At 60.7% G+C, this 21,662-nt stretch carries 15 protein-coding genes; all 15 read right to left on the bottom strand.

Annotated elements, in window-relative coordinates; genetic code table 11:
* Nucleotides 1–1,129: 1,129 nt before the first annotated feature.
* A complete protein-coding gene (gene terL, locus GNX71_RS18665) occupies nt 1,130–2,935 on the bottom strand; it encodes a phage terminase large subunit (protein ID WP_206173703.1) in 1,806 nt (601 codons plus the stop codon).
* Entirely contained in the window at nt 2,935–3,180 is a 246-nt protein-coding gene (locus tag GNX71_RS18660; protein WP_206173702.1) for a hypothetical protein, read from the bottom strand. The genes terL and GNX71_RS18660 overlap by 1 nt, the downstream gene beginning before the upstream one ends.
* Nucleotides 3,177–3,551, bottom strand: a complete 375-nt coding sequence (locus GNX71_RS18655; RefSeq protein WP_206173701.1) for a hypothetical protein — start codon at nt 3,549–3,551, stop codon at nt 3,177–3,179. The genes GNX71_RS18660 and GNX71_RS18655 overlap by 4 nt, the downstream gene beginning before the upstream one ends.
* The gene (locus GNX71_RS18650; RefSeq protein WP_206173700.1) at nt 3,548–3,763 is read right to left on the bottom strand and encodes a hypothetical protein; all 216 of its coding nucleotides are present in this window, start codon (nt 3,761–3,763) and stop codon (nt 3,548–3,550) included. Before GNX71_RS18650 ends, GNX71_RS18655 begins: the two co-directional genes overlap by 4 nt.
* A gap of 204 nt (nt 3,764–3,967) precedes the next feature.
* Nucleotides 3,968–6,682 carry a phage tail fiber protein gene (locus GNX71_RS18645; RefSeq protein WP_206173699.1) on the bottom strand — a complete coding sequence of 905 codons (2,715 nt, stop codon included), beginning with the start codon at nt 6,680–6,682 and terminating at the stop codon, nt 3,968–3,970.
* Nucleotides 6,683–6,753: 71 nt separating this feature from the next.
* Nucleotides 6,754–10,599: a hypothetical protein gene (locus tag GNX71_RS18640; protein WP_206173698.1), complete on the bottom strand. Its 3,846-nt coding sequence runs from the start codon at nt 10,597–10,599 to the stop codon at nt 6,754–6,756.
* A gap of 8 nt (nt 10,600–10,607) precedes the next feature.
* Nucleotides 10,608–13,598: a hypothetical protein gene (locus GNX71_RS18635; protein WP_206173697.1), complete on the bottom strand. Its 2,991-nt coding sequence runs from the start codon at nt 13,596–13,598 to the stop codon at nt 10,608–10,610.
* Between the two features lie 6 nt (nt 13,599–13,604).
* The gene (locus GNX71_RS18630) at nt 13,605–14,075 is read right to left on the bottom strand and encodes a hypothetical protein (RefSeq protein WP_206173696.1); all 471 of its coding nucleotides are present in this window, start codon (nt 14,073–14,075) and stop codon (nt 13,605–13,607) included.
* Between the two features lie 50 nt (nt 14,076–14,125).
* Nucleotides 14,126–14,578: a hypothetical protein gene (locus tag GNX71_RS18625; RefSeq protein ID WP_206173695.1), complete on the bottom strand. Its 453-nt coding sequence runs from the start codon at nt 14,576–14,578 to the stop codon at nt 14,126–14,128.
* Nucleotides 14,575–16,935, bottom strand: a complete 2,361-nt coding sequence (locus GNX71_RS18620) for a hypothetical protein (RefSeq protein WP_206173694.1) — start codon at nt 16,933–16,935, stop codon at nt 14,575–14,577. Before GNX71_RS18620 ends, GNX71_RS18625 begins: the two co-directional genes overlap by 4 nt.
* The gene (locus GNX71_RS18615) at nt 16,932–17,522 is read right to left on the bottom strand and encodes a hypothetical protein (RefSeq protein ID WP_206173693.1); all 591 of its coding nucleotides are present in this window, start codon (nt 17,520–17,522) and stop codon (nt 16,932–16,934) included. Before GNX71_RS18615 ends, GNX71_RS18620 begins: the two co-directional genes overlap by 4 nt.
* A gap of 76 nt (nt 17,523–17,598) precedes the next feature.
* Nucleotides 17,599–18,540 (bottom strand): hypothetical protein, encoded by a 942-nt coding sequence (locus tag GNX71_RS18610; protein ID WP_206173692.1) that lies wholly within the window; start codon nt 18,538–18,540, stop codon nt 17,599–17,601.
* Nucleotides 18,541–18,944: 404 nt separating this feature from the next.
* A complete protein-coding gene (locus tag GNX71_RS18605; RefSeq protein ID WP_206173691.1) occupies nt 18,945–19,832 on the bottom strand; it encodes a hypothetical protein in 888 nt (295 codons plus the stop codon).
* Nucleotides 19,832–20,065, bottom strand: a complete 234-nt coding sequence (locus tag GNX71_RS18600; protein ID WP_206173690.1) for a hypothetical protein — start codon at nt 20,063–20,065, stop codon at nt 19,832–19,834. Before GNX71_RS18600 ends, GNX71_RS18605 begins: the two co-directional genes overlap by 1 nt.
* A 5-nt stretch (nt 20,066–20,070) precedes the next feature.
* Nucleotides 20,071–21,636 (bottom strand): portal protein, encoded by a 1,566-nt coding sequence (locus tag GNX71_RS18595; RefSeq protein WP_206173689.1) that lies wholly within the window; start codon nt 21,634–21,636, stop codon nt 20,071–20,073.
* Between the last annotated feature and the right edge of the window lie 26 nt (nt 21,637–21,662).

Below are 21,662 nucleotides of genomic sequence, written 5' to 3'. Positions count from 1 at the left end.
AGCAGGTGCTCTACCTTCACTAGCTAGCTCTACGGATTAGCAATGCGTACCGTATGCCTTATGAATCAACCACTTAGCTGTGCCTCACGCCCCTTGGTGCCACCTAATGGTGCCTACTGGTGCCACACCTGGCCTGCAGCGGCCTTGGGTGCCATATGCGCGTGCAGGCGCGGGAGGGGGCCATGGGGGGATTCCAGGGCGCCGGGCTTATCAGATACCCCTGCGTAAATTCTTGACTAATATTCCCAAGGACCTCTGTCCCAAGGGACCGCCTCATGAACCTTCATGGCCACCTCATGCCCCGTGAAGGGACTGGAAGTTGCCACCATCACTGCTGAAGACTATGTGCCAGAGGACAACCCAAGCAGGGCTGCAGCCCCTTACAGTCTTCATGAGTGATGGCCCTCCTCCTGGAGGACTATATTTCTTGCTCTCCTTGGACCATTGCCCAGGGAAAGCCTACCGCCCCATTAGATACCCAAAGGTACCCTATAGGTAGCTTAAAGGTCCCCCCTTCAGGAAGGGTTCACCCCACCTCTGTCGAGGCGTGGATGGGGGTTTAGCTCACCGAATAGGCCGGCTACAAGGCCTCCTCCCAAGTCTGGTGCTGTGATGCGCCCGTGTTGGAACAGCCGCTTTGAGGCCTGTTCAGCAACGGAGCGGGGAGCCACAGCCGTCTGGTCTTGATGGAACCCAAGGGACCGCATGAGGTCCTCAGGGGTCGGAAGGTCCACCCATTCCCCGGTGGCCAGTATCGGTTCCAGCTCGGGGTAGTACGTTTGCCAGTAAGGCTCCGTCACCTTGTGCGGTGTCGGGCCGGCCGAAGTCATGAGGGCAAAGACGAAGGTACGCATCGGGGATATGTCTCACGGGTCTTGATAGCTGGGAGGGCGGAGTCAGGGAGGTGGTCCTTCGGAGACTGGCTGGTTACCACTTCTTACTGACATGACTAGTATGTGACATAACTGGTTACCGTAGGAAGAATCCTACTGTAAAGATGGGGCAATCTCAGAGGTGAGGCTTTCAGGAGGTGGACGCAGAGCCTCTAGGAGGCCCGTAGATAGCCTCAAAGGCCAACATGGGGCACTGGGTGCCTGTAGGTCTTTAAGGGCCTTGTAGCCCCTCCTAGTCAGTCTATGTCCACTCCGGAGAGCATCTCATCAATCATGGAGTGTTCGTAGGCTGCTGAGCCTGTGACATATTCCACGAACTTCGTAAGTTCCTTGTCCACCTCCATGTTGCGGTTGTCTTCGAGGATTCGCATGGTGTCCCGGTCCATCGCCTCCGTGTGGTAGGCCACAGCCATGGCCAGGGCGTCCAGGCGGTCAGGAGACTTGCCCAGGCTGCCTTTGTCCCGCGTGATGCGGGTCATCTGGTAGAAGAGCTGGTAGCGCGCTTCGGTCTCGTCCGGATAGTCGTTGTAGTTCTCGAAGTCCTCCTCAACCACCTTCCGGTCCACGATAAGCCTGTGCTGGTTCATGACCGGCTCCAGGGTGTCACAGATGCGCAGCTCCTTCTGGGTGCTGGATCGGACCTCCTCCAAGGCACAGGGATGGGTGCGCTGCAGGTACGGGGAGAACAGCATGTTGAACATGCCGTCACCGAAGTTGGACTCCACGACCACCTGCTGGACCCCAAAGGACTTGCACTCGTCTGCTAGCTTCTGGAGGTTGGTCTCACCGTAGCCGCCCTGTAGCCCCCTGCACCGTAGAAGGTACAGGTAGCCATTCAGGAAGGCCACGATGGCATAGCCCAGCTCGTCCTTGCCGCGGCCACTGGGGTCGATGGCCATGACGATGGCCTGGTAGGGAACGTAGTTCTCCTTGGCCACGAAGATGGGGCGGTACAGCGCATCACCCTGCAGGCCCACGACACGGAGGTCAGGGACCCGAAGGTCGTTGCTGCTGCCCCAGATGACCTTGAGGGGTGCATCCTTCTTGTCCAGGTCCATGACCATCAGGTCAGCCAGCTTGAGTGGGTATCGGTCTTGATCCGACAGCGACGGGTTCAGCATGTACTGCATCGCGAAGCCATTACGGCCATACGATGCTTCACGCTCCAGAAGGTCCAGGTCAGGGAACCTTCGAGGCTCCGTACTCGCCCCACGTCCACCACACTGGGTGGCCAGCGTGGGGTCCCCAGTAAGCATCTCCTGCAGCATGGGGGCTAGGCGGCCGTCATACATCTTCAAGGTCTTCTCGTTGGGATAACGAGCTGGCCAGATGCGGGTGCGATAGCCGCGCGGCTCCAAGGTCCGATAGAGGGTCGATTCGGTCTGCGGGGTGCCGAGGAAGACGACCTCACCAGGCGGCAGGCCCAGTAGTGCCAAGTCATCACCCGACATCAAGATGGCGTCGAACTCCTTGACCGACTCGGCCAGCCGGTCCCGCATGGTCTGCGTGAGGCTGTTCTTGGGGACCTCTACGTCATCAGGGACGATGAGGGAGGCGCGCCCTCCGGTGATCTGTCCGGTAATGCCTGCAGCGCGGAGGCTCGGGGATTGGTGAGGCCGGCTTCCTGCAACGTCAAAAGACAGGCCGCTATCACGGCTTTTCGACTTCCGGCTGTTGCTGCGGGGGGCGAGGTGGGCGAGGAAGGGGGCTTCACTGATGAGCCTTCGGCAGAAGATGGTGAACTGCATCGCCCGGTCCTCGTTAGCCGAGACCACGAGGATGCGTTCGTTGGGATTGCGATAGAGGCGCCACAGCACGAAGGCCGCGGTGATCCAGCTCTTACCAATGCCACGGAAGGCCTGCACGATGCGGCGCTTGGGGCCATGCTGCAGGAACAGTGCGATGTCGTACTGGATGCCTGTGGGCTCGTTAAGGCCTAGATGCTTCCAGAGCTTGAATAGAAAGTTACGGAAGTCCTGCTTTACCGGGTCAACCGCCTCGGCTGCCGCGATGGCAACCGGAGTGAGGGACTGGGGAGGCACTACTGCCGATAGGCGGAGTCACTGTCGCCACCCGCGAACGGGAGGCTGGCTGCAAGGTCAGCGATGGGGGAGCCGGGCACTGCTGCCTGCTCCACGCCGTTGTCCTTAAGAGCCTTCAAGGCCGCGGTCAGCTCCGCTGCAGTGCAGTCGTCAGCCTGGATACGCTTGATGAGCTTTCGGACCGTTAGGTCGTGCAGCTCGTGGAGCAGCTCGATGCTGGCCATGCCCTTCTTGGGAGCGTTCATTGCTTAGGTGCCTTGGTGGTGGAAGGGATGGGAGCGTCTACTGCGGCCTTGCTGTCCGGGGTCCAGACTGCAGTGGCCTCCGGCTCAGGGCCGTTGCCGCCGAGGCGCTTCTTCAGGATGTATTCAAGAGTCGAAGACCCTAGCGATGCCAGGCCAGCCGCGCAGGAGTACAGGACCCATGCAGGGGCCGAAGGTGCCCAGAGCATCACAGCACCTGCTGCAGCGCCGATTCCGGCGTTGACGATGGCGCGGCCGAAGAAGACGCGGATGGTCAACTTGTCGGTTGAGTTGAGGAGCTTGCCGATGCCAATGGATGCGCCGATGGCGGCCAATGCGGCAACGAACCATTCGGAGTGGTCGGTAGGGGTCATGGTGGTTTGATAGGTGTGAGGAGCCACTTGGCGAAAGCAGGGTTGTCCTGAATAACGCCAATGAGGCCTGTGGCCAAGGAGCGCACGTAGTCCTCCTCCACAGCTCCGCCGTTCTCTCGGCCTTGCGTGTGTCGGATGGCATGGAAGACCTCGTGGACGATGGTGTCCTTGGTATCGAAGGCGTCCATGCAGTCCCGGTAAGCAATGGCCATGGTGGCTACATCGCAGAAGCCGTAGACGGCTCAGCCGTAGACTTCCTCCAGCTTCTCGGCAGAGCCAGGCAGGACCGTGAAGTCCCTTCCAAGAATCTTCAAGTGGTCAGGAGGTCGTAGAGGCTTCTTTGGGGTTGGCATGAGGCATGGTCGTTGTGCAAAAAGAAACCCGCCGAAGCGGGTGAAAAGTGGAGCAGGATGGCCTTATCGGCTGACGTTGTTCAGCTCAGAAAAGACGGTGTACCCAGTCTTCAAATAGTCCGTAGTAACCGGAGTCACAGAGACGTTGTTCACCACCACAGTCTTGACCGTGTTGGTGTAGACGTAGTTGTATTTGAAGAGACTCACCGTGTTGCCGCTGGCCTCTGTGTAGTTGAGGATTGCGATGCCCTGGCTTACCGATGCCACACCAGTGGTGGCGAACGTGGTGGAATCAATTCGGCATCCAGTGATTACCGAGTACTCAGCACAGGTCACTCCATCCAGACCGGCCGTGATAGTGCAGTTACTCATCCGAAGCACAGCGGCCGACGCACCAGCGGAAGCATAAAGATTCAGGCCACGGGCGCCGGCAACGATCCTTGAGTTTCGGATGTTGACAATCAGCGCCGAGTTGCCTGCCCGGACGAGGCCGTCCAGAGCTGCAGTGATGGCACAGTTATCAATCAATACAACGCCAGTAGCTGAGCTGTCGAACGAGACTCCATAGTCCAGACCGCTCAGGTCACAGTTCACCATCTTTAGGTTGGTGGTCCCCAGGCATCGAACCCCGGCACCTTGGCCGAAAGAGTTCTTGAACACCGTGTTGGTGATGGAAACGGTGTTCTCAGCGAACATACAGGCACGGGCCGTCTGGGAGACTGGCACCGCTGCGTTGTGAATGAAGGTGCTGTCCGAGACCTGCGTGTTATCGGCTACGGTGTAGATGCGAAGCGGCGCGAAGTCCGTGCTGTCTCCGTAGAAACCGGAGATTACGCAGTTAGAGCCATTCACAGAAACACAGGTGGCCCCAGAATTGAAGGCCTTGCAGTTCGTGAACCGGGTGGACGGCGAGAAGGTTGTGTAGCTCTCATAGCACTGTCCATGGGACACGCAGCTATCCACCACCACGCTCGGCGCTTGAATCTTGTAGCTCCGCTTCATCGAATCTTTAACCGTGCAGTTCTCGATTCGGTAGATGCCTCCAGCTCCGACCGCTGCGTGGTCAACCTGCACCAAGCCGATGCCATCCCCGTCTTCTCCGAAGGGAAGGGTCCCACTCTTCACTCCATTGACATAGGAGTCATGGATGCGAATCTGAGGAGTACAGCCGGCCGAATTGAAGGAGACGCCGATACCACGAGCAGCGCCACCAGAGTCACCAATGGTCCCGTTGGCCGCGGCCTGGACGTTCTCCACGTTGGCCTTGATGTCGAAGTCAGCCGACTTGATAAGGGAGTCGGAGAACCGAACGACGATGAACCCATAAGCGGGCTGGGTCGTGTCGGTGTTCGTGATGTTCTTGATGGTCACGTCATATCGACACTGTCGGGTCTGCAGGAAGTCAGCATTGACCCAGATGCCAGCACGGCACTGCACGACACCAGCGGCATCAATGGTCAGGCCGGTGATGCTTCCTTGCGCCGTTTGATAGACGCAGGCATTGACGGCGCCGCCCATAGACGTTCCAACAAAGGACAGGGTTGCTCCAGGCCCGGAGAGGTCCCCACGGACCAGGAGACTGGCAGTGCAGCGGTAGGTCCCTGGAGCAATGACGCCTGCGCCACCGGCTGCGGCATCCAGAAAGGCCTGCATGGCCACGGTGGTGTCCACAATCCCACCAGAGACAGTCTTGAACCAAGCTGAATGCATCGGCCCAGAGAACTGGCGTTCCCATGCTCCGACACCAGAGGCATGGGCGAACCGGGTGCCACCGTTCGTGGTGTTAGGGGCGGTAGGGTTGTACTGAAAAGTCCCCACGGTTCCATCAGGGACCGAGGTGACATAGACGCCCGTGATTCGGATGCCAATTGCTCGGCCGTTGTAGGCCAGCATGTCCGCGTAGTTCGTGAGCGGATATGAGTTATCCAGAATTCGCTGGGCATCAAACGCCGTGTAGGCAAGAAGCGGAACGCCGTTGGCAGCGGAGAGGTCAGCGCCACTCACACCTTGAAGCAGTCGAAACTTGGCAACCTCAAAGGTCCCACTGGTGATGAAAGGGAGGGCGCTGAATACCGGAGCGTATGTGTTGCCTCCATAGCTGACAGTCTGAGTGGCCAGGGTTAGATTGAGACCACCTGTGTACGCCACCGGAGGCGAGTAGCCCAGCCCACCAAACACTCCAACGAAGGAGTTTTTCAGAGTCAATGTGTCGTTCGCGTACTTATTCGCCAAGACGCTGAAGGCAGCCGACTCCTTTGCATGGTCGTCGGATGTGACGCTAAACGCTTGGGCTTGCAGGACGCTCAGGGCAGCCTGGGCCGCAGACGCCATCGCCTGCAAGTTGCTGCCCATAACCTCTGTCATCTGGGCTAGGTTTACCGCGTCGGTAGGCTCGGTGGCAGTCGCTACGCCGGTAATCTTTGCGCCAGCAGCGCCATAGCGGCCACGGGTGTCCAGCTTAAGGGCCTCAATGGAACCGTCCGCAGCCTCCTGTGCCAAGAAGAAGGCTTGAATGGAGTCGATGTCCAGCGTGTTCTCTGTGAGGCCAAGGCCTGTAACGTAGTCCACCAGCCGAGCTGCGGATGACGTATTGCGGTAGACGCGGACCTGGGAGCCGATAGGGGCCGTGAAGCTGATGGTGGAAGGGTTCACCCACGCGAAGGACAGCGTGTCCACCTTATCGATGGAGACCTTGATGTGAGCTACATCGAGGTACGGGGGAACGGCAAGAGTCTGAAGGGCGCCAGTGCCCACTACTTGGTTGTAGCTAGATGCCATGAGGGTGCTTAAGGGGAGGTGTAGGAGAGGGGGTGGCCCCCACCTCCGCCTAAGCAGTGATGGAGGCGGGGTTACCGCTGGCCTGGATGGGCCGGATCGGTAGCGGGGAGCGAACTGATGAGGTAGTTCGCCAGGGCCTTGATGCCATACAGGTTTGAGCCAGGAAGGGAGCCCGCCAGGTCTCGGCCTTCAGCCTTTGTGGTGACACCTGCACCGAGCATTCCGGCCCCAGTCATGGGGGCGTTCAGTAGCCGCTTCGCCACGATGAGCGAGGGCGTATTGAGGAACGATCGGTTGTCGGTGTTGGCCGTCATGCCCGGTTGGACAAGAGACTCACCTCCAGTGACCACGCCATAGCCCGTGTCGATGAACATAGGCAGGGCGCCTAGGGCCGGCGAGCGGAACATGGCGGCCGTGGCAATCTTCTCGGGAGAGAGGTTGGCTAGTAGCTTGTCTGGGTCATGCCCGTTGTTGGCTGCCTGCTGCGTCATGTACGCAAGGGACTCACCGATGAAGCCGATGGTCCACACCTGGAAGGCGGTGGCATCACGGTAGTGCAGGTTCTTCAGGAAGTTCTTGGCGTGTGCAACCAGGAAGAAGGTCTTCAGCTCAGAGAACACCTTGCCCAGCGTGGAGTGCATGAAGGGCATCGTCTCGCCGATGTCGTGGTCCTGGATGGCGTCACGGGTCATGCGGTTGAGCGCGGTCAGGTAGTCCTCATAGGTGCCAGTCGCGTGCGTTGCGCCGGACTGCCAATCCTCATAGCGGATCGATTCGAGCTTGCCGCTCTTGCTGGACTTCTGGTGGTCCTTGAGGGCGCGCAGCATTCCATCGATGCGCTCGTCATCCACGCCCCAGCCGACGAAGCGGCGGCGCATGTCGGGGGTCAGCTCCTTAGCGCCGGTGGCAAAGTCCACCATGCGCTGCGAGGCCATCATCCCTGTGAGCTGCTTCGTGAGCGACGTGAAGGATGCATTGCCTGAGAGGATGTCCACTGCGTGGGACGACATGTTGGACCCATGCTCCACCTTGTTGAGGAGCTGTCCAAACATCCCGTCATCGACCTCTGCTGCACGGGCGTACTGGGAAGCCATCTCAGTCCCGAAGCCAGCGATATGCTCGATGTCGCGGGCCAGGGTGCTGTCCGGGATGTACCCGTTTCGCATGGCCGTGAACATGCCGCTGAATGCCGGCATCTGCTTCAGGAAGGTCTTGAAGCCCAGGGTGGCCACTGCCTGCTTCATCTCGAAGGCTGCAGCGATACCAAGCTGGCCCAGCATCACGGCACGGGTGTAACCACGCACGGTGGTTGCAATCCGGTTGGTGGTGCTGAAGTCCTGCGTGGACATCGGCTTACCAGTGATGTTGTTGTAGAGGTCCGTGAGGAGATTCACGTCGCTCCCAAGGCCCTTGGTGTCCCATGCGGGATTCGCAATGCCTTCATCTGAGATGCCCTTCAGGCGGGCCGAGAAGTCCGCTTGGGACAGGATGCCCTTCTTGGCCAGGCCGATGTGCCCAGCCATGCTGTTGCCGTACACGTCCATGAGGACGCGAGCATCGTTCTCGAGAAGGTCCGAGATGCGCAGTACGCCAGTCTTCAGCTCGGCGCCCATGGTCTCGTCAATGTCGAAGCGGTACTTAAGGTTAGCTACTCGTCCTGCATCGGACCCTTCCGACTCCTTCACGGCGAACATGATGTCCACCAGGTTGTCGATTTCGTCACCATGCAGGCCAGCACTCTCCAGCGACTTGCGGAGGGTTGCCATGTCCTGTGCGTACAGGCTGATGTTCTGCATGACCGGAGCGAACTCCAGCTTACGGACGGTGTTGAGGAACGACCGCGCCTTGAGGATGTTCCCGGTGTGGCCAGCCACCTTGATGGCGTTGGCCAGCATCTGTTCCACAGCTTCAGCGCCGTGGGTGCGGATGGCCTCACGAATGCCGCGGTGGTCCCAGATGCGATTGACGTAGGCGTCGTTGGGGTTGAGGTCTTCAGCTCCCTTCACGCCGGCCGCCTTCGCTTCCTCAAGGAACTTGGCATAGGCCTTCTTCTGCGCGGCCGAGGCCTTCTGCAGCATCGGGCTGATGATGGGGTTCGCCTTCAGGACCTCGGCATCCCCGCGGGTGAGGCGGGACACAAGGCTATGGAACTCGGCATTGAACTGGCCACGAGCCCAGAAGGGAATCTTCATGGCCGTGCGGGCCTCGTCGGCTGCCTGGCTGGCTCCGATGTGAAACAGGCCGCCAATCTGCCGCTTGAGCTGCGACTTCCATTCCGATGCACTCATGGCCTGAGCCCGGTGGTCATCAGTTTGGATGGCGTCCTTCACCAGGTCATAGACCAGTTCCTTCACGGACTTGGACTCGGAGCGGTTGAGCTTGGCGAAGATGTCCAGGCGGCCCTTGCTCATGGCCGTGGTGTTGTGGGACGCAGGGGCCTGGATGGCCGATGCCTGCGCTGCTCCGATGGAGTTGTGGAGGAAGCCCTCGGGAGGTGGCGCACCACTCTCCAGGTCCAGCATGTCGTCCCTGACGATCTTCATGGCCCCTTCACGCGTCTTCACGGCCAGGTGGCCTTCCGTGTTGCGGCCCTGCACGATGCCCTCGAAGGAGTCACCGTGCTTGTCCGCCCAGGAGACGTACTCGCCTTTGCGCTCCTTGGGGGCCGTAGAGGCCTCTAAGGCGCTTGCTGGTAGGGTAGCCTCAGAAGTGGGGCGAAGGGGCGTGGCGGGGCCTTCAGGAGCCTTGACGCTGCCCTCATCCACCAGTGCCTTCAGCCCACCGACATCTGCTGTGGTGGCAGGGGCTTCACTGGTGCCGAGAGCGGCCGTGATGGGGTCGGAAGGGGCGATGGGTTCCTCGGTGGGAACTGGCCGTGGCTCGGCCCGCTTCGCAGCCTTGGCGGCATCGACCTCTGCCACATGCAGCGGGTCCAGGTCCACCGCGGGATGGTCCTTCTCGATGGCGTGCAGCGAGTCCAGCTCAGCCCGGATGGACTCCGGAGTGGCCTGCCCGCGCTCAACGGTGCCGATAAGCTCGTTGGCCCGTGCTGTGTCCGCCATGGCCTTCTCGGCCTGTGGGGTCAGCTTCTCGCCTGCGTTGGTGTCGATGACGGCGTTGAGGGCCGTGTTGTCCTTGGAGGCCGCTGCCTTGATTCGAGATTCCGAACGGGCGCCTGCAATGGCGAAAGGGGACGTGAAGGCGGCCCCGAGGAGTGCGGCTGCTGCCACGCCCGTCGAGTCGTCCTCGAAGTTCACAGACTGGCGCAGCTTCTCGTAAGCGGCGTTCTCGGCCGCACCAAAGGCGATGCCCCCAGAGGCCGCGGCCACAGCGCCACGTTCGGCCGTAGGTGCGAGCACCTTGCCAGCCTGGCCGGCGATGGCGGCTCCCTTGATGCCCTTGGCCACCCAGCCTCCGGCCATGGCCATGAGGAGCTGGTCCGGCATGATGGCGCCTGCTGCGAAGCGGCCCACGTTGCCCTTCCAGCCGAGGTCACCCAGCTTCTGCTGGTCTTCCTGCTTCTGGAGGATGAGGTCCTTGATGAACAGCGCATGCCCAGCGGAGTGGGCGCGCATCAGGTACGGATGGTACTCATCCTGTACACCGGCCGACAGCTCCTTCCACGCCTTCTCCTCGAAGGGGGAATAGCTAGGGTCGGGCATCATCTGCGCCCCAGCAATCGAGGACACCACGCCATCGACTAGGCCATCCTGCCGCCACATGGCGCCGAAGTAGTTGCCCTTGGTCGTTGCGTCTTCACGGGTCTTGCGGGCAGCCGACTGCTCCGCTGTGTCCTGCACTTCAGGGACAGTGACAAGACCGGCAACCCCGTCACCCAGTCCCTGGCCCGAGCTGTCCGGAAGGGGCGGCAGGGGCGGGAGGTTGGCCACGAGGGCCGCTTTGGTCTTGTCTGTCATTCTGATGTTTACTGAGGTTTGTTGAGAGCCATGGAGTCCAGCTCGTTGCTGGGGAAGCCACCATACTTGGCGACTGTTGCATTCCAGTTCGGAGTGCCAGAGAGCATTGCTGCCCGCAGGTTGAAGCGGCGGGTGTCGTTCACACGCACACCGTCCTTGTTGACGTAGGTGGTCATCACAGCATCCTTGAAGGCTGCTGCATCACCCGAGGCCATCGCGGCCCATGCTTTCTTGAACTGGTCCGTGGAACCAACCGAGTAAGCGATGTCCGTCATCACGGCCTTCTGATGCGGCTGCATGCGGTCCCAAAGGCCGGGCTGGGTAGCTTCGGCGCTGCGTCGAGCGGTGTCCTCATACCGCGGCATGGCCACCAGCAGGAGGCGTCGGGCCTGGTCCTGCGTGAGCTGGGCCTTGCCGTTCTTCACGTCCTCTACACGTTCGGCAGGGACGCCTGCACGCACGAGGTCAGCTGTGGCGTTGTTGACGTTGGCCTTCAGGTTGTAGCCCATGCCAATGTTGTTTCCAGCATCCTTCGCAGGATCGGGGTACGCCTGGAGGACTGTTCCTTCGGACATGGTGATTAGCGAGCCCGCTAGGGACTGCGCCATGCCACCAGGAGACATGACCGCTTGAGTCATGAAGCCGGATGCGGTCTGAGCTGTGAGCTTGTTGTCCACCTTGGCTCCTCGTTGTGGAATGAACTGAAGACCTGAGTTGTCGGCAGGGCCGAGGTTCATCAGGGGGATGGTGCGGATGCGCTCCAGCATCGTGTCGCCGCGGAGCTTGTCCAGTTTGGCCATCTCAGGGGACGTGATGATGCCGAGCCGCTTTGCCTTGGCCAGGAGGGGCGCGTTGGCTTCCAGCATTGCCGGGTCAACGTTGCCGCTCTTGAGCTGGTCCGTGATGGACTTGAGGCTCACACGCTCCTCCGGGCTCGTGCTCTTTTCAGAGCGGAACTCCGTGCGCATGTCTTGCAGGGACTTGGCTCCAATGTGCTTGATGGCCGAACCGTTCTGCATGACGACCTCGAAGCGGCCGGCATCACCCGTGGGGAGGAAGTTGACCTTCCAGTCAGCTCGGTCTGCCTCAGACATCCTGGCTCGGAACTCATCGCCCGCCTTCTTCGAGAAAGCCGAGAGGGCTTCCTGTGTTAGCTGGCCGGCGAACTCCGGAGGGATGCGCACAGCCACCGAGGTGGACGTGTCATTCACGTAGTTCTTCGCCACCCAGTCCGCTGCATAGGATTGAAGGTCCTTGTCGCTGGCGTTGGGGTTCTTCGCATAGTAGTCCTTCACGGCCCCTGCAGCGGTGATGGAGACACCAGTGGCATTGCCGGGCCGGCCGTTGCCGCCCAACCACTGAGGCCACCAGCTAGACCCCTGCACGTCCTTGTAGAGCTTTTCGGCCTTGGCCTTGAACTCAGGGGACTCAGCAATCTTTGCAGCGGCCGCCTTGCCCTCAGGAGACACAGCACGATAGGCGCCTTCATAGGCTGCCTGCTCATCACCGGAGCCAGCGCCGGCCACGAAGGCCTTCATCACCTCAGCCACGTCACCCTTGAAGTAGACCTCGCGGAATGCAGGGTCAGACGAGTAGGCGCGATAGATGGCTGCAGCGGCCTTGAAGGCTGGTGAAGGGGCCTTGCCGGGCATCGAGGTGACCGTGGTGGAGATGAACTGCTCCACGGCCGTCAGGGGCTCCTTGGCGCCCACAGCGGACTGAGCCCGCATGATGTTCTCTGCCAGTCCCGTGACCGTGGCCACGTCACCCTTGGTGGCCGCATCGGCCATCTGCTTGGCGTAGGGGCCGAGGTTGGCATCCATGACCTTCTTCTGGTCCTTGGGGTCCAGGAGGTACATCGTCTTGCTGTCGTAGTTGGCCTGCAAGGCGGAGGTGCCCTGCTTGTCTTCCAGCATCTTCTGCGCCTTCATCCAGAACCCGAAGGCCTCGTCATGGGTCGCGAAGGGGGAGGTCTTGCCCATGTTGGCGCGAACCACGTCCAGCGTGATGCTGGCAGGGTCGGCTTTCATCTGCTGCTCAAGCTGCGTCATGGTGACGAAGTTGCGCTGCTGGCTGTCTTCCTTGAGCTTGCCATCCGATTGCGACTGCGCATGATTGCGCGCCGCGATGATGTTGTTGGCCAGCTCTGGGTTGCGAGAAGCGAGGGACAGGCCCTCAGCGTCCTTGCGGTCGAAGATGTCAAAGACGGCAGGGTTGCCACCCATCTTGGCCGAGACGTTCGTGAGCTGGTTCAGGAGGAACTGAGCGCCCTCCTTCTTCGACATACCAAGGGCTTCTGCTTGAGGCAGTAGCTTGGTCGTGTAGGCGTCGAACATGGCCGAGGCGGGGAGGTCCGGCCGCAGTGCATCAGCGAAGCTCTGTGCCACCGTGGCGTTGCGGGTCTCGGTGTGCTTCAGCAGGGCAGCACGCTGTGCATCCTGGCGAATCTGGACCTCGGCCGTGTTGACCTGGTTGCCAACCTGAGCGGCCAGCACCGGGACGCCTTCAAGGCCCTTCAAGGCATTCGCACGGGACTCACCGAGGAAGGCATCCACATTGAAGCCTGGCTTGTCCTTCGCTTCGTTGTAGGCGCTCATGGTCGAGTCCTTCGACATGATGCCTTCACGTTCACCCAGAGCCTTGTGGAAGGCATCCCGATAGAACGGACTGAGGGCCAGGGGGACCTGAGCAGGCGTGGGGTTGCCGGCGAACTCGATGGACCGCTTGCCCTGCATGTCGATGGCGTCCGACTGCTGCTGTGCAAGGGCCGAGATGCCGGCCTTCTGCTTTTCGAGGGCAGCATGCTGCGCCTGCAGGGCTTCATTCTCATAGTTCTTAAGAGCCGGGTTCAGCTCAGAGAGACCGCGTACGAGGCCGGTCATCTCACTGTTGGGTGCAGGAGCCTGGACCCCCCAGTCCTGCTGTTGCGCCACCACCTTGTCAGTGAGTGGGTCGCGGCGCTGCGGGAGGCGCGGGAGGCGCGGGAGGGAATCTGCCATGGTCTGTTAGGTCCTTGCCGTATCGGCTTTGCGGTCGTACTTGCTTTGCGCAGTGCCATAGCTGACTCCTGCCGAAGCAATGGAGAGACCGGCTTGCGCATAGGAAGGTTGTTGAATGGTGGAGAGCTTGGAAGCGGCGCCGGTTGACGCAGCAGCCTTGGCATAGCCAATCTCTGCGGATTGCTTAAGGCCGTTGTCCTTGAGGGTGGCCGTGTCCTGTCCCTGCTGGATGCCGAGGGATGCAAGACCACGCTGTGAGGTTATGCCTCCGCCGTTCTCTCCTGCGATGACATCGAAGGCTGCCATGTCCTCCCGCTGCCTCATGGCCAGGGCATTGGCCTCAGCAGCTCGTTGCTCGGTGAGCTGCTGCTGCTGGCGGTCCAGATCGTTCTGCTTGAGGTCGTTGGCCTGCTTGATGGCCTTGGCCTGGGCATCCGCGTTGTCCTCCGTGGTCTTGACGGTGACCGCGGCGCTCACGGCGCTGAGGGCTAAGCCCGCGAGGGCGACGTAACTAATGCCGGTTGGGTCTACGCACATGATGGTGTTGGAGGGAGAAAGAAGAAGTGGAAGCGCCCGTTGCCGGGAGCTGGAAGGAAGGTGAAGCCCAAGGCCCCTAGGAGCCTCTTGGCGCCCTCGTTGGTGGCGTCCATGTAGTTGCATACCACACGGCCCTTTGAGGCCGCCTGAAGCCGCTTGATGAACCACCGAGCTGTCCTGAGGACTGCCTTGGGTTGTGAAGCGGCCCGGTCGGATAGCATGAGCCAGGGATGCACGGCACCCTTCGACTCCGAGAAGCCGCCGATGCCGATGCACTTCCCATCCTCGATGGCTGCCCATGCTTCGGTTGAGCGGCATAGAGACTGCCAGATGGTGTCCTTAGGGTCACGACCTGGCGCCCAGGCGGTGACCTCCTGCAGATCCTGACGCCGTAGCTCCAGGTCCATGACGTGGCCGGAGCTGGCCGGTACAAGTTCGATCATCGCTTGGCGCTCATGTTCACGTTGCCCTTCCACTCCGCATAAGGGAAGCAGACGGGACGCCACGAGTCCGAGGTGATGGTGATGACTGCATCCTGAGCGGGCGCCTGCACCGGAATGCTGAACGCGCCGGACACGAGGTTCGTAGTGGTGCCGAGAAGCTGCCCTATGGTGCCCACGCCTTCACTGTTGAACTCGTAGCTGTAAGTCCCTGACTTCGCAATCTCCACCGTAGCCTTGAAGGTGCTGGTGTTTTTGTAGTTCAGGAGAATCTTCAGCAGCTTGAGCTTGGCTGACATGATGGGCACGCCATCCTTGTCCTTGAGGAGGACTTCGGTGAAGCGATAGGCCATCGTGTAGCGGTAGCCCATCGATACAATCGTTCCTACAGGAACAAGACCCTTGATTGACAGCGAGGTCTGAGTGGACGAAAGGGATGAGCTGATGACTGTGTACTGCGTGGTATAGCCGCCAAGCGAGCCGAAGATCACCAGTTTCGATATGTCATGACGGCCGTCAAAGGTCAGCGTGGTATTGCCTCCAGAGGCCGAGGCGGTCATCGCATACTGGCGGCCGTCAAGCAGGATCGGATGGGATGCCTGGTCATCGAAGATGGTGGGGTCCAGCTCGATGTAAGCCAGCGTGAGGCGGTCTTTGGTGGACGTGAAGCCGATACGGTTCATGAACATATAGAGCCGGGACCCACTCCAGTGACACTTCACGGGCTGCATGGTGCTATCGAACTTGAAGGACTGCCAGGCCCGTTGAGTCATCTTCTCGCCGTCATCCTCGTACTTGAAGACGTGGAGCGAGGAGCTACCCCGGATGTGCTTGACCAGCACAGCCTTGAAGGAGTCCGAAGCCTCGATGGCCTGGACACGCTCCGGCATGTAGGTGGGCACATGGTCCGTGATGGACTCAACCGTATTCGATACCAGGTCACGCGCGGCGCGATAGAGACCGAACTGGCTACTGCCCTTCGCACGGAACGGATAGACGATCTTGTTTCCCATCGTCTTCGGGCTCACGGTTCCATCAGTCTCGAAGGACGTTGAAGGGACCAGGCGGGCCGTGGAGGGCGTAAGGGTGTCTCCGCCCTTGAGGGTGAACTGCTGCTTCGTGGAGGCCCAGATGGTCATGTCCTCATTGAAGGGGACGGCGTGGTCCAAGGTGTGGACCGAGGCCACAGCCGAGCCGATGTCGATGGGATCTGTGTCCAGTACGTTGACCGTGGAGGCAGCGAAGAAGTTGTAGTAGGTGCCAGCGCGCGAGCTAGCGCACGAGTCACCAGCAAGGAACCACAGTCGGTTGCGATAGAAGAACAGGTCACGAATCGTCTTGCCAACGAAGGAGGGCTGTGGGTTGGACTTGTCCGTCCCTACCAAGCGTTCGTCGTAAGCGATGGGACGGCATTCCCAGCCACCACCCACAGGCACGAGCTTCATAGGCATCGTGGCGGGGTTGAAGCCGCGGCTGATGCCATAGTCCCGTGTCTCCACCCAACGGTCGTCAGCGGTCTTGAACTCCACCAGATAGGGCTCATTCTTGATGTCGCCGGCCACACGCACCCGGTAGCCTTCGGGATGCGAAGTTGGAAGGTCGGTGTACTTGTCCACTCCCGTACGCAGCGAGACCATCGTGGTGTTGTTGAACGAGTCAGCCACGTAGCACACGGAGGGGCCGGTAGTGTGAATCTCGATGAGGCCTGTGGTGTAGCTCTGCGCTGCGGTCACGCCAGAGATGAGATTGAGCTGGTCAATGATGGAGGCGGTCAGCGATGTGATGTTGCTGAAGGCAGCACCAGTGGCCATGGAAGCGGTCCCGAAGCCCGTGAGGACCACAGCATAGAGCTGCGATGCGGGGGCACTCTTGACGTAGACGAAGTTGACCGTCTCAGGCCAAGTAAGGCCATCACCACCCAGGGCAGTGACGGTGACACCAGTGTTCACCAAGAAGGTCGAGTCGGCCACCGTAACGCAGCGGAAGCTGTTCTCGGGGTCACTGGAGGCCAGGTAGCTCTTGCCGCCTTCTGGGAAGGTCACGGTCTCAGAGGCGCCGGTAACCATGTCCGTGATGACTAGTGGGGTTGTCTCATCACCAGTCAGGATGACTCCGTGGGGATTGGTTCCGGGCCGGTCAATGACATGGACTACACAGTTGCCTGAGGAGCCGGAGCCGGTGGCCCATTCCACGCCAAGGTTGTTGGCAATGCTTCGGGTGCCGGGCCGCTTATAGAGACCATCTACCAGAGTGGACAGAGCGTTCTCTTGAAAGTCGCAATGCGTAGGATGCCGCATCGCAGGAATCTGCTGACTGACTCCCCCGAACAGGCCGGGGATTGCTCGGGAGATGAGGCTCATGTTTCGCGTCCGTAGAGGACCTGGCTACAGGACCAGGAATCGGTGAGGAAGTTGGCATCAGCCTGGTCCGCTTCGAGTGCATCGAGGGCCATGAGGGCTGAGTCTTCTTCGGCTTGGGTGGCCCTGACGGTGAGGTCTCCGGTCTGCATGCGGACAGCGAAGGACCGTGCAGCGCGGATGGCAATGTAGTTGCGGGCAGCTTGGGGCAGGGAGTCCCAGCCGAGCAAGAAGGTCACAGTGGCCTTCAGGTCAATGCTGAAGATGTCTGTATGGTTCTTGCGGTCGTAAAGCTGCAGGCCGCGGGTGATGGGGGCCACGGAGGTGAACTCATCGTTCACGTCCACGTTCAGGCAGTTCGCCGAGAGCGTGATGCGGCCGTTGACATCCCGGAAGAGAGGGAAGTCATACTCCATATTGAAGGCGTATCCCTTGGACTGCACGGTGCGTGAGACATCATTGAGGATGCCCTTAGCAATCGAGAGCGGGAGGTGGCCGGCTTGTTGCGCTGTCTGCACCGGGGCCTCGTCTGCGGCCTGGAGCATGATGTTGAGCGCTTCCAGCTCAGAGAGGAGGGCGGTGGTGGTCATTGAGATAGAGGAGAAAAAAATAGCCCCACCAAGCACCAAGTGAAAGGTGAGAGGTGAGGCTATTTAGGGGACCGATTTAGGTCGTGGTCTTCAGCTCGACAGCCGCTTCAGGGCGGAGGATGCCGGAGCCGAGGGCGTACTTGCCGACAATCAGGGTGCCCTGACGGCGGATGTCATAGGCCATCTCGGTCGAGAGGTCCATGAGCTTCACGGTGCCAACGGCCGCATCGGTTGCCACGAGAACCGAAGTCTTCGTGAAGTCACCCTGGTAGGCCGTGGGGCCTGCGACGATGTTGGCAACCGGGAGGTTGTTGCTCTTGACGAGCTGCAGGCCGGCGACAGCCAGGACCTTGGCTTGGGACTTGTCGCCGTTGTTGGCATTCAGGTCCTTGTCTACCAGGTCATTCACCTGAGCCAGCAGGTAGTACTGAGCCGGCTTCATGAACGCATAGCGCTTCTGGCCTTGGGGGATGTCCTTCTCGTCCAGGGTCTGTGCAGCGGCATACAGGCCTGCAACGATGTCCGTGGCGCTCGTCTTGTAGAGCGTGGTGGCCGAGGTCAGCGACGTGCCGCCGAATGCACCCGTCACCGTTGCCGAAGCACGGGCAGCGAGGGCCATCAGTTGCAGGACGTTCTTGTCCCAGTTGCTGCCGAGGAAGACACCAACTTCATTCGAGTAGATCGAACGGTAGTCGAAGTGGTTCTTGGCTTCATCGATGTTCGGGATGAAGGCCGAAGCGACGAGCAGGTCATCGATGGTGATGACGCGTTCGTTCACGTTGGAGGTCTGGCCAACGATTTCAGCGCCAGGGGTGTGGTAACCACCCGTGACCTTCCACGTTGCCGGGAAGGATGCGCTCTTGCCGGATTGGATCGTGCGGACGAAATGCTTGTCAGCAGTGACCGAAGCGGTTTCGAAGGCGGTCAGGACTTCGCCCGAGAACACCTTGAGGAACAGAGCATCAGTGGCGCCAGCGCCGTTAACTTGACCGATGCTGAGGACGGTTGCGTTTGCCATTTGAATGGACTTTCTATCGAGAGAGGGGAGAGGTGCCCAGAGGAGGACATGTGTCGCGTTCGTGTCGATCTGAGATGGCTGGCAGGGTTGTCCTCCTCGGAGGGCCAAGCTGCTGTCACGTCACTAGACGATGGCTTTAGGGATGGGTGCAGGACTGACGCGCCTGGAGACGGAATAGATAACCGGCATATATCAACCGGGAAACGCCTGACGAATCAGGTGTTGAGGTTGCCCACTGGAGTGAACAAGACTCGGGGCGAGGCTGTACCCGGAGGGGCAGCAGCCGGTGCCGCACCACCATGAGCAGCAGTGCCGGTAGCGGCTGCGGTAGCAGGCGTAGCGACAAGGCCGGTGACAGGGGCGCGGGGTTGCAGGGTTCGGGCGTTAGCGGCCATCGAGGTCCTTCAGAAAGAGGCCATGCCGTCAATGCGGCGGGAGACCATGGCCCGGTAGGCCGGGTCCTTCTTGTAGCGGGGGTCACTCATGGCGGCCACTACTTCAGCACGAGATGCGAAAGCACCGCCACCAACATCAGGACCACCACCTTCGATCAGCTTCGGGTCAACGCCGTTAGCTTCCACGAAGCGGGCCTTGAGGGCCGTGACTGCTTGAGCTGCCAGTGCTGCGTTCGGGCTGGAGACCGAGCTGTCGAAGGCTGCGATTTCAGCGGGCGTGAGGTTCGCGCCGGCCCATGCAGCCATGGCCGTGTACTCGGCTTCACCACCAGCGGAGGCGAAGACAGCAGCACGGTGGGCCGTGATGGTTGCCTGCTGGCCAGCAATGAACTGGTCCACCAAGGCCTTCGGGTAGCCACCGGCCTCAAGGGCTGAGTAGCTGGCTTCGCTTAGTGCGCCAGATGCGGCGTACTCTGCGCTATAGGTAGCTAGGTCCACAGCAGCCGGCTTAGCAGCAGCCACGAGGGCAGCAGCTTCAGCAGCACGGACTTCAGGGGTCTTGGCGGCCTCAAGGGCAGCTTCAGCAGCCACTTCCTCAGGCGTCTTGGTCACCGGAGGAACCACGGCAGGCGAAGTCACTGCAGCAGCCGGGGCCACACGAGTGCGCTCCAGCTCGGCATAGGACTTGATGAGGTCGTCAGTTTTGACGGTGCCCGTTGTAGCGTCCCAGAACTTCTCAGGGACACCTTCGGGGCGGGCAGGCGGAGTGGAAGCGGCCACCGGGGTTGCCGGGGGACCACCTGCCTCAGCAGCCATCTCGGCTGCCTTGGCGTCCACTACCGCGACCATGGCGGCATCATGTGCCGACAGGGCCGGAGCGGCTTGCTCTTGTGCCATCAGTTATCGATGCGGACTGCGTTACCGACGATGAAGGCTTGCTTGCCAGCGGCAAGAGCTTCGTCACGGGCAGAGACCAAGGCTGGATCGAACGATGCGTCCAGCTTGGCCGCAGCAGCCTTCAGGGCCTTCTCGGTCTTGCCGGCCGCTTCGAGCTTTGCAGCCAGCGAGGGGTCAGCCACGACGACTTCAGGAGCCACTTCAGGAGCGACGATGGGGGTTGCGTTTGCCATGTAGGTTATTGAGGGGGTTGGGGTTGTTGGGACTGGTTGGCCATGCCTTGCTTAGCGATGCCACCCATTGCGCTGATAGCTTGCGGGCCGAGCTGTTGAATCATGGCGGCTTGCTGTTCAGCTTGTTCTGCTGCTGCGACTTCTTCCGCTGTCTTCACGAGACCATCGGAGAGGATGCCGCGGGCAGTCGAGAGACGCTTCAAGAGGTCATTGAAGTTCAGGTAGGTCTTGAGGGCCGCAGGGCCACCAAGGTCCACGATGTCCTTCACGAACGCCTTCAGGTTGTCAAGGTCCGCACCGCGGCCCAGAGCGTCCAGGCCGGTCGTGATGACTGGCGTAACGCTGCCCTTGGGGAGCTGAGGGAGCTTGCCCTGGCGCTGCATCTGCAGCATGAGGCGCTTGATGTACGGGAGCTGGAAGTCAACCGCAAGGGTCGAGTAGTTGCCGCCGAGGGTCGCATCAAGCTCTTGGGCCATGAAGCGGATTTCCTCAGCAGTCACGCGCTCGGCGTTACGCTGGATAGCCTGGTTCAGGCAGAAGGCGAAAGCCAGTTCTTCCTTCAGGTCCGCAATCATCTGGCGGCAGGTGTTCAGGTCTACCTGCTTGCCGACTTCCACGACCGTGATGTCATCCTTCTTGCCGTCGATGACAGCGCCGGTTTCGGCACGGGTCAGCTTGGCGGCCGAGGTGGCTGCGGAAGGGTTGCGGAGGAAGACGACCTTGGCACCGATGGCGGTAGCCTTGACCAGCGAGGCGGTCAGGGACTCCAGCGAGATGAAGGAGCCGAGGTAGTCTTCCACCAAGCTTCGGCCATAGTCACCAGTCGAGTCAGGAATCCAGCGCAGCGGGAGCCACGGGGTTGCGTCGAGCGGGTACTGGCCAGCGGCCTCAGGGATGTTGATGCCCTCAACTTCTTGGGAGACATGCCAGCGGCCATCCTTGCGGACGATGCCGGTGTAGAGGCACAGGTTCTCCTCAACGTTGTCAGCCTTCTCGCCCTTGGCAAGCAGCTTCTCACGGACAGCCATGCGGATCGAGTCCGGCAAGGTCAGGATGGAGACCTTCTCTTCCAAGAAGATGCGCAGCGGGGTGCCTGCCTTGTCGCGCTTGCAGACGTACTGCGAGAGAGGATAGGACTTCAGGCCACCTTCAGGCAGCATGTGAATCAGGACGTTGCCTGCCACGATGTCATGCTTGAGAGCTTCGCCGGCTGGCGTGCGGGTGTTGGTCCCGTTGATTTCGTCCAGGACGCGCTGTTCGATGGAGGCTAGGGCCTTGTCGATGTCAGCCTTCTTGGCTGCGCCGCCGAGCTGTTCTTCCAGGCGCTTGGTGACACCGAGCTTGAAGAAGGACTGCTTGGGCGGGAACAGAGCGAGCATCAGCTTGGAGGCCAGGCTGTTCACGCAACGGGCGCCGTAGGTGGAGTAGGTCACCCGCATCCGCGTGGAGCCGCTGGCGCCTTGAACCGGGACCAGCCAGGGCAGCGTGTACTTCGCGCAGTCCCGTGCCCGTGTGAGGTAGGGAGAGCGCGCCGAGCTTAGGCGGTCATACTCTGATTTGAGAGTTGCCATGGGCTCTTACATCATTCCGTCTGAGG

The organism is Variovorax sp. RKNM96 (assembly GCF_017161115.1).
In the GTDB taxonomy this organism is placed as follows: Bacteria; Pseudomonadota; Gammaproteobacteria; order Burkholderiales; family Burkholderiaceae_C; genus Variovorax.
Note: the sequence above shows the minus strand (reverse complement) of the source record. Positions and strands in the feature narration are given on the sequence as shown.

Coding starts and splice junctions, on each gene's coding strand:
- GNX71_RS18660 (WP_206173702.1), bottom strand. CDS start 3,180: ATGAACGCTCCCAAGAAGGGCATGGCCAGCATCGAGCTGCTCCACGAG.
- GNX71_RS18655 (WP_206173701.1), bottom strand. CDS start 3,551: ATGACCCCTACCGACCACTCCGAATGGTTCGTTGCCGCATTGGCCGCC.
- GNX71_RS18650 (WP_206173700.1), bottom strand. CDS start 3,763: ATGGCCATTGCTTACCGGGACTGCATGGACGCCTTCGATACCAAGGAC.
- GNX71_RS18645 (WP_206173699.1), bottom strand. CDS start 6,682: ATGGCATCTAGCTACAACCAAGTAGTGGGCACTGGCGCCCTTCAGACT.
- GNX71_RS18640 (WP_206173698.1), bottom strand. CDS start 10,599: ATGACAGACAAGACCAAAGCGGCCCTCGTGGCCAACCTCCCGCCCCTG.
- GNX71_RS18635 (WP_206173697.1), bottom strand. CDS start 13,598: ATGGCAGATTCCCTCCCGCGCCTCCCGCGCCTCCCGCAGCGCCGCGAC.
- GNX71_RS18625 (WP_206173695.1), bottom strand. CDS start 14,578: ATGATCGAACTTGTACCGGCCAGCTCCGGCCACGTCATGGACCTGGAG.
- GNX71_RS18620 (WP_206173694.1), bottom strand. CDS start 16,935: ATGAGCCTCATCTCCCGAGCAATCCCCGGCCTGTTCGGGGGAGTCAGT.
- GNX71_RS18615 (WP_206173693.1), bottom strand. CDS start 17,522: ATGACCACCACCGCCCTCCTCTCTGAGCTGGAAGCGCTCAACATCATG.
- GNX71_RS18610 (WP_206173692.1), bottom strand. CDS start 18,540: ATGGCAAACGCAACCGTCCTCAGCATCGGTCAAGTTAACGGCGCTGGC.
- GNX71_RS18605 (WP_206173691.1), bottom strand. CDS start 19,832: ATGGCACAAGAGCAAGCCGCTCCGGCCCTGTCGGCACATGATGCCGCC.
- GNX71_RS18600 (WP_206173690.1), bottom strand. CDS start 20,065: ATGGCAAACGCAACCCCCATCGTCGCTCCTGAAGTGGCTCCTGAAGTC.
- GNX71_RS18595 (WP_206173689.1), bottom strand. CDS start 21,636: ATGGCAACTCTCAAATCAGAGTATGACCGCCTAAGCTCGGCGCGCTCT.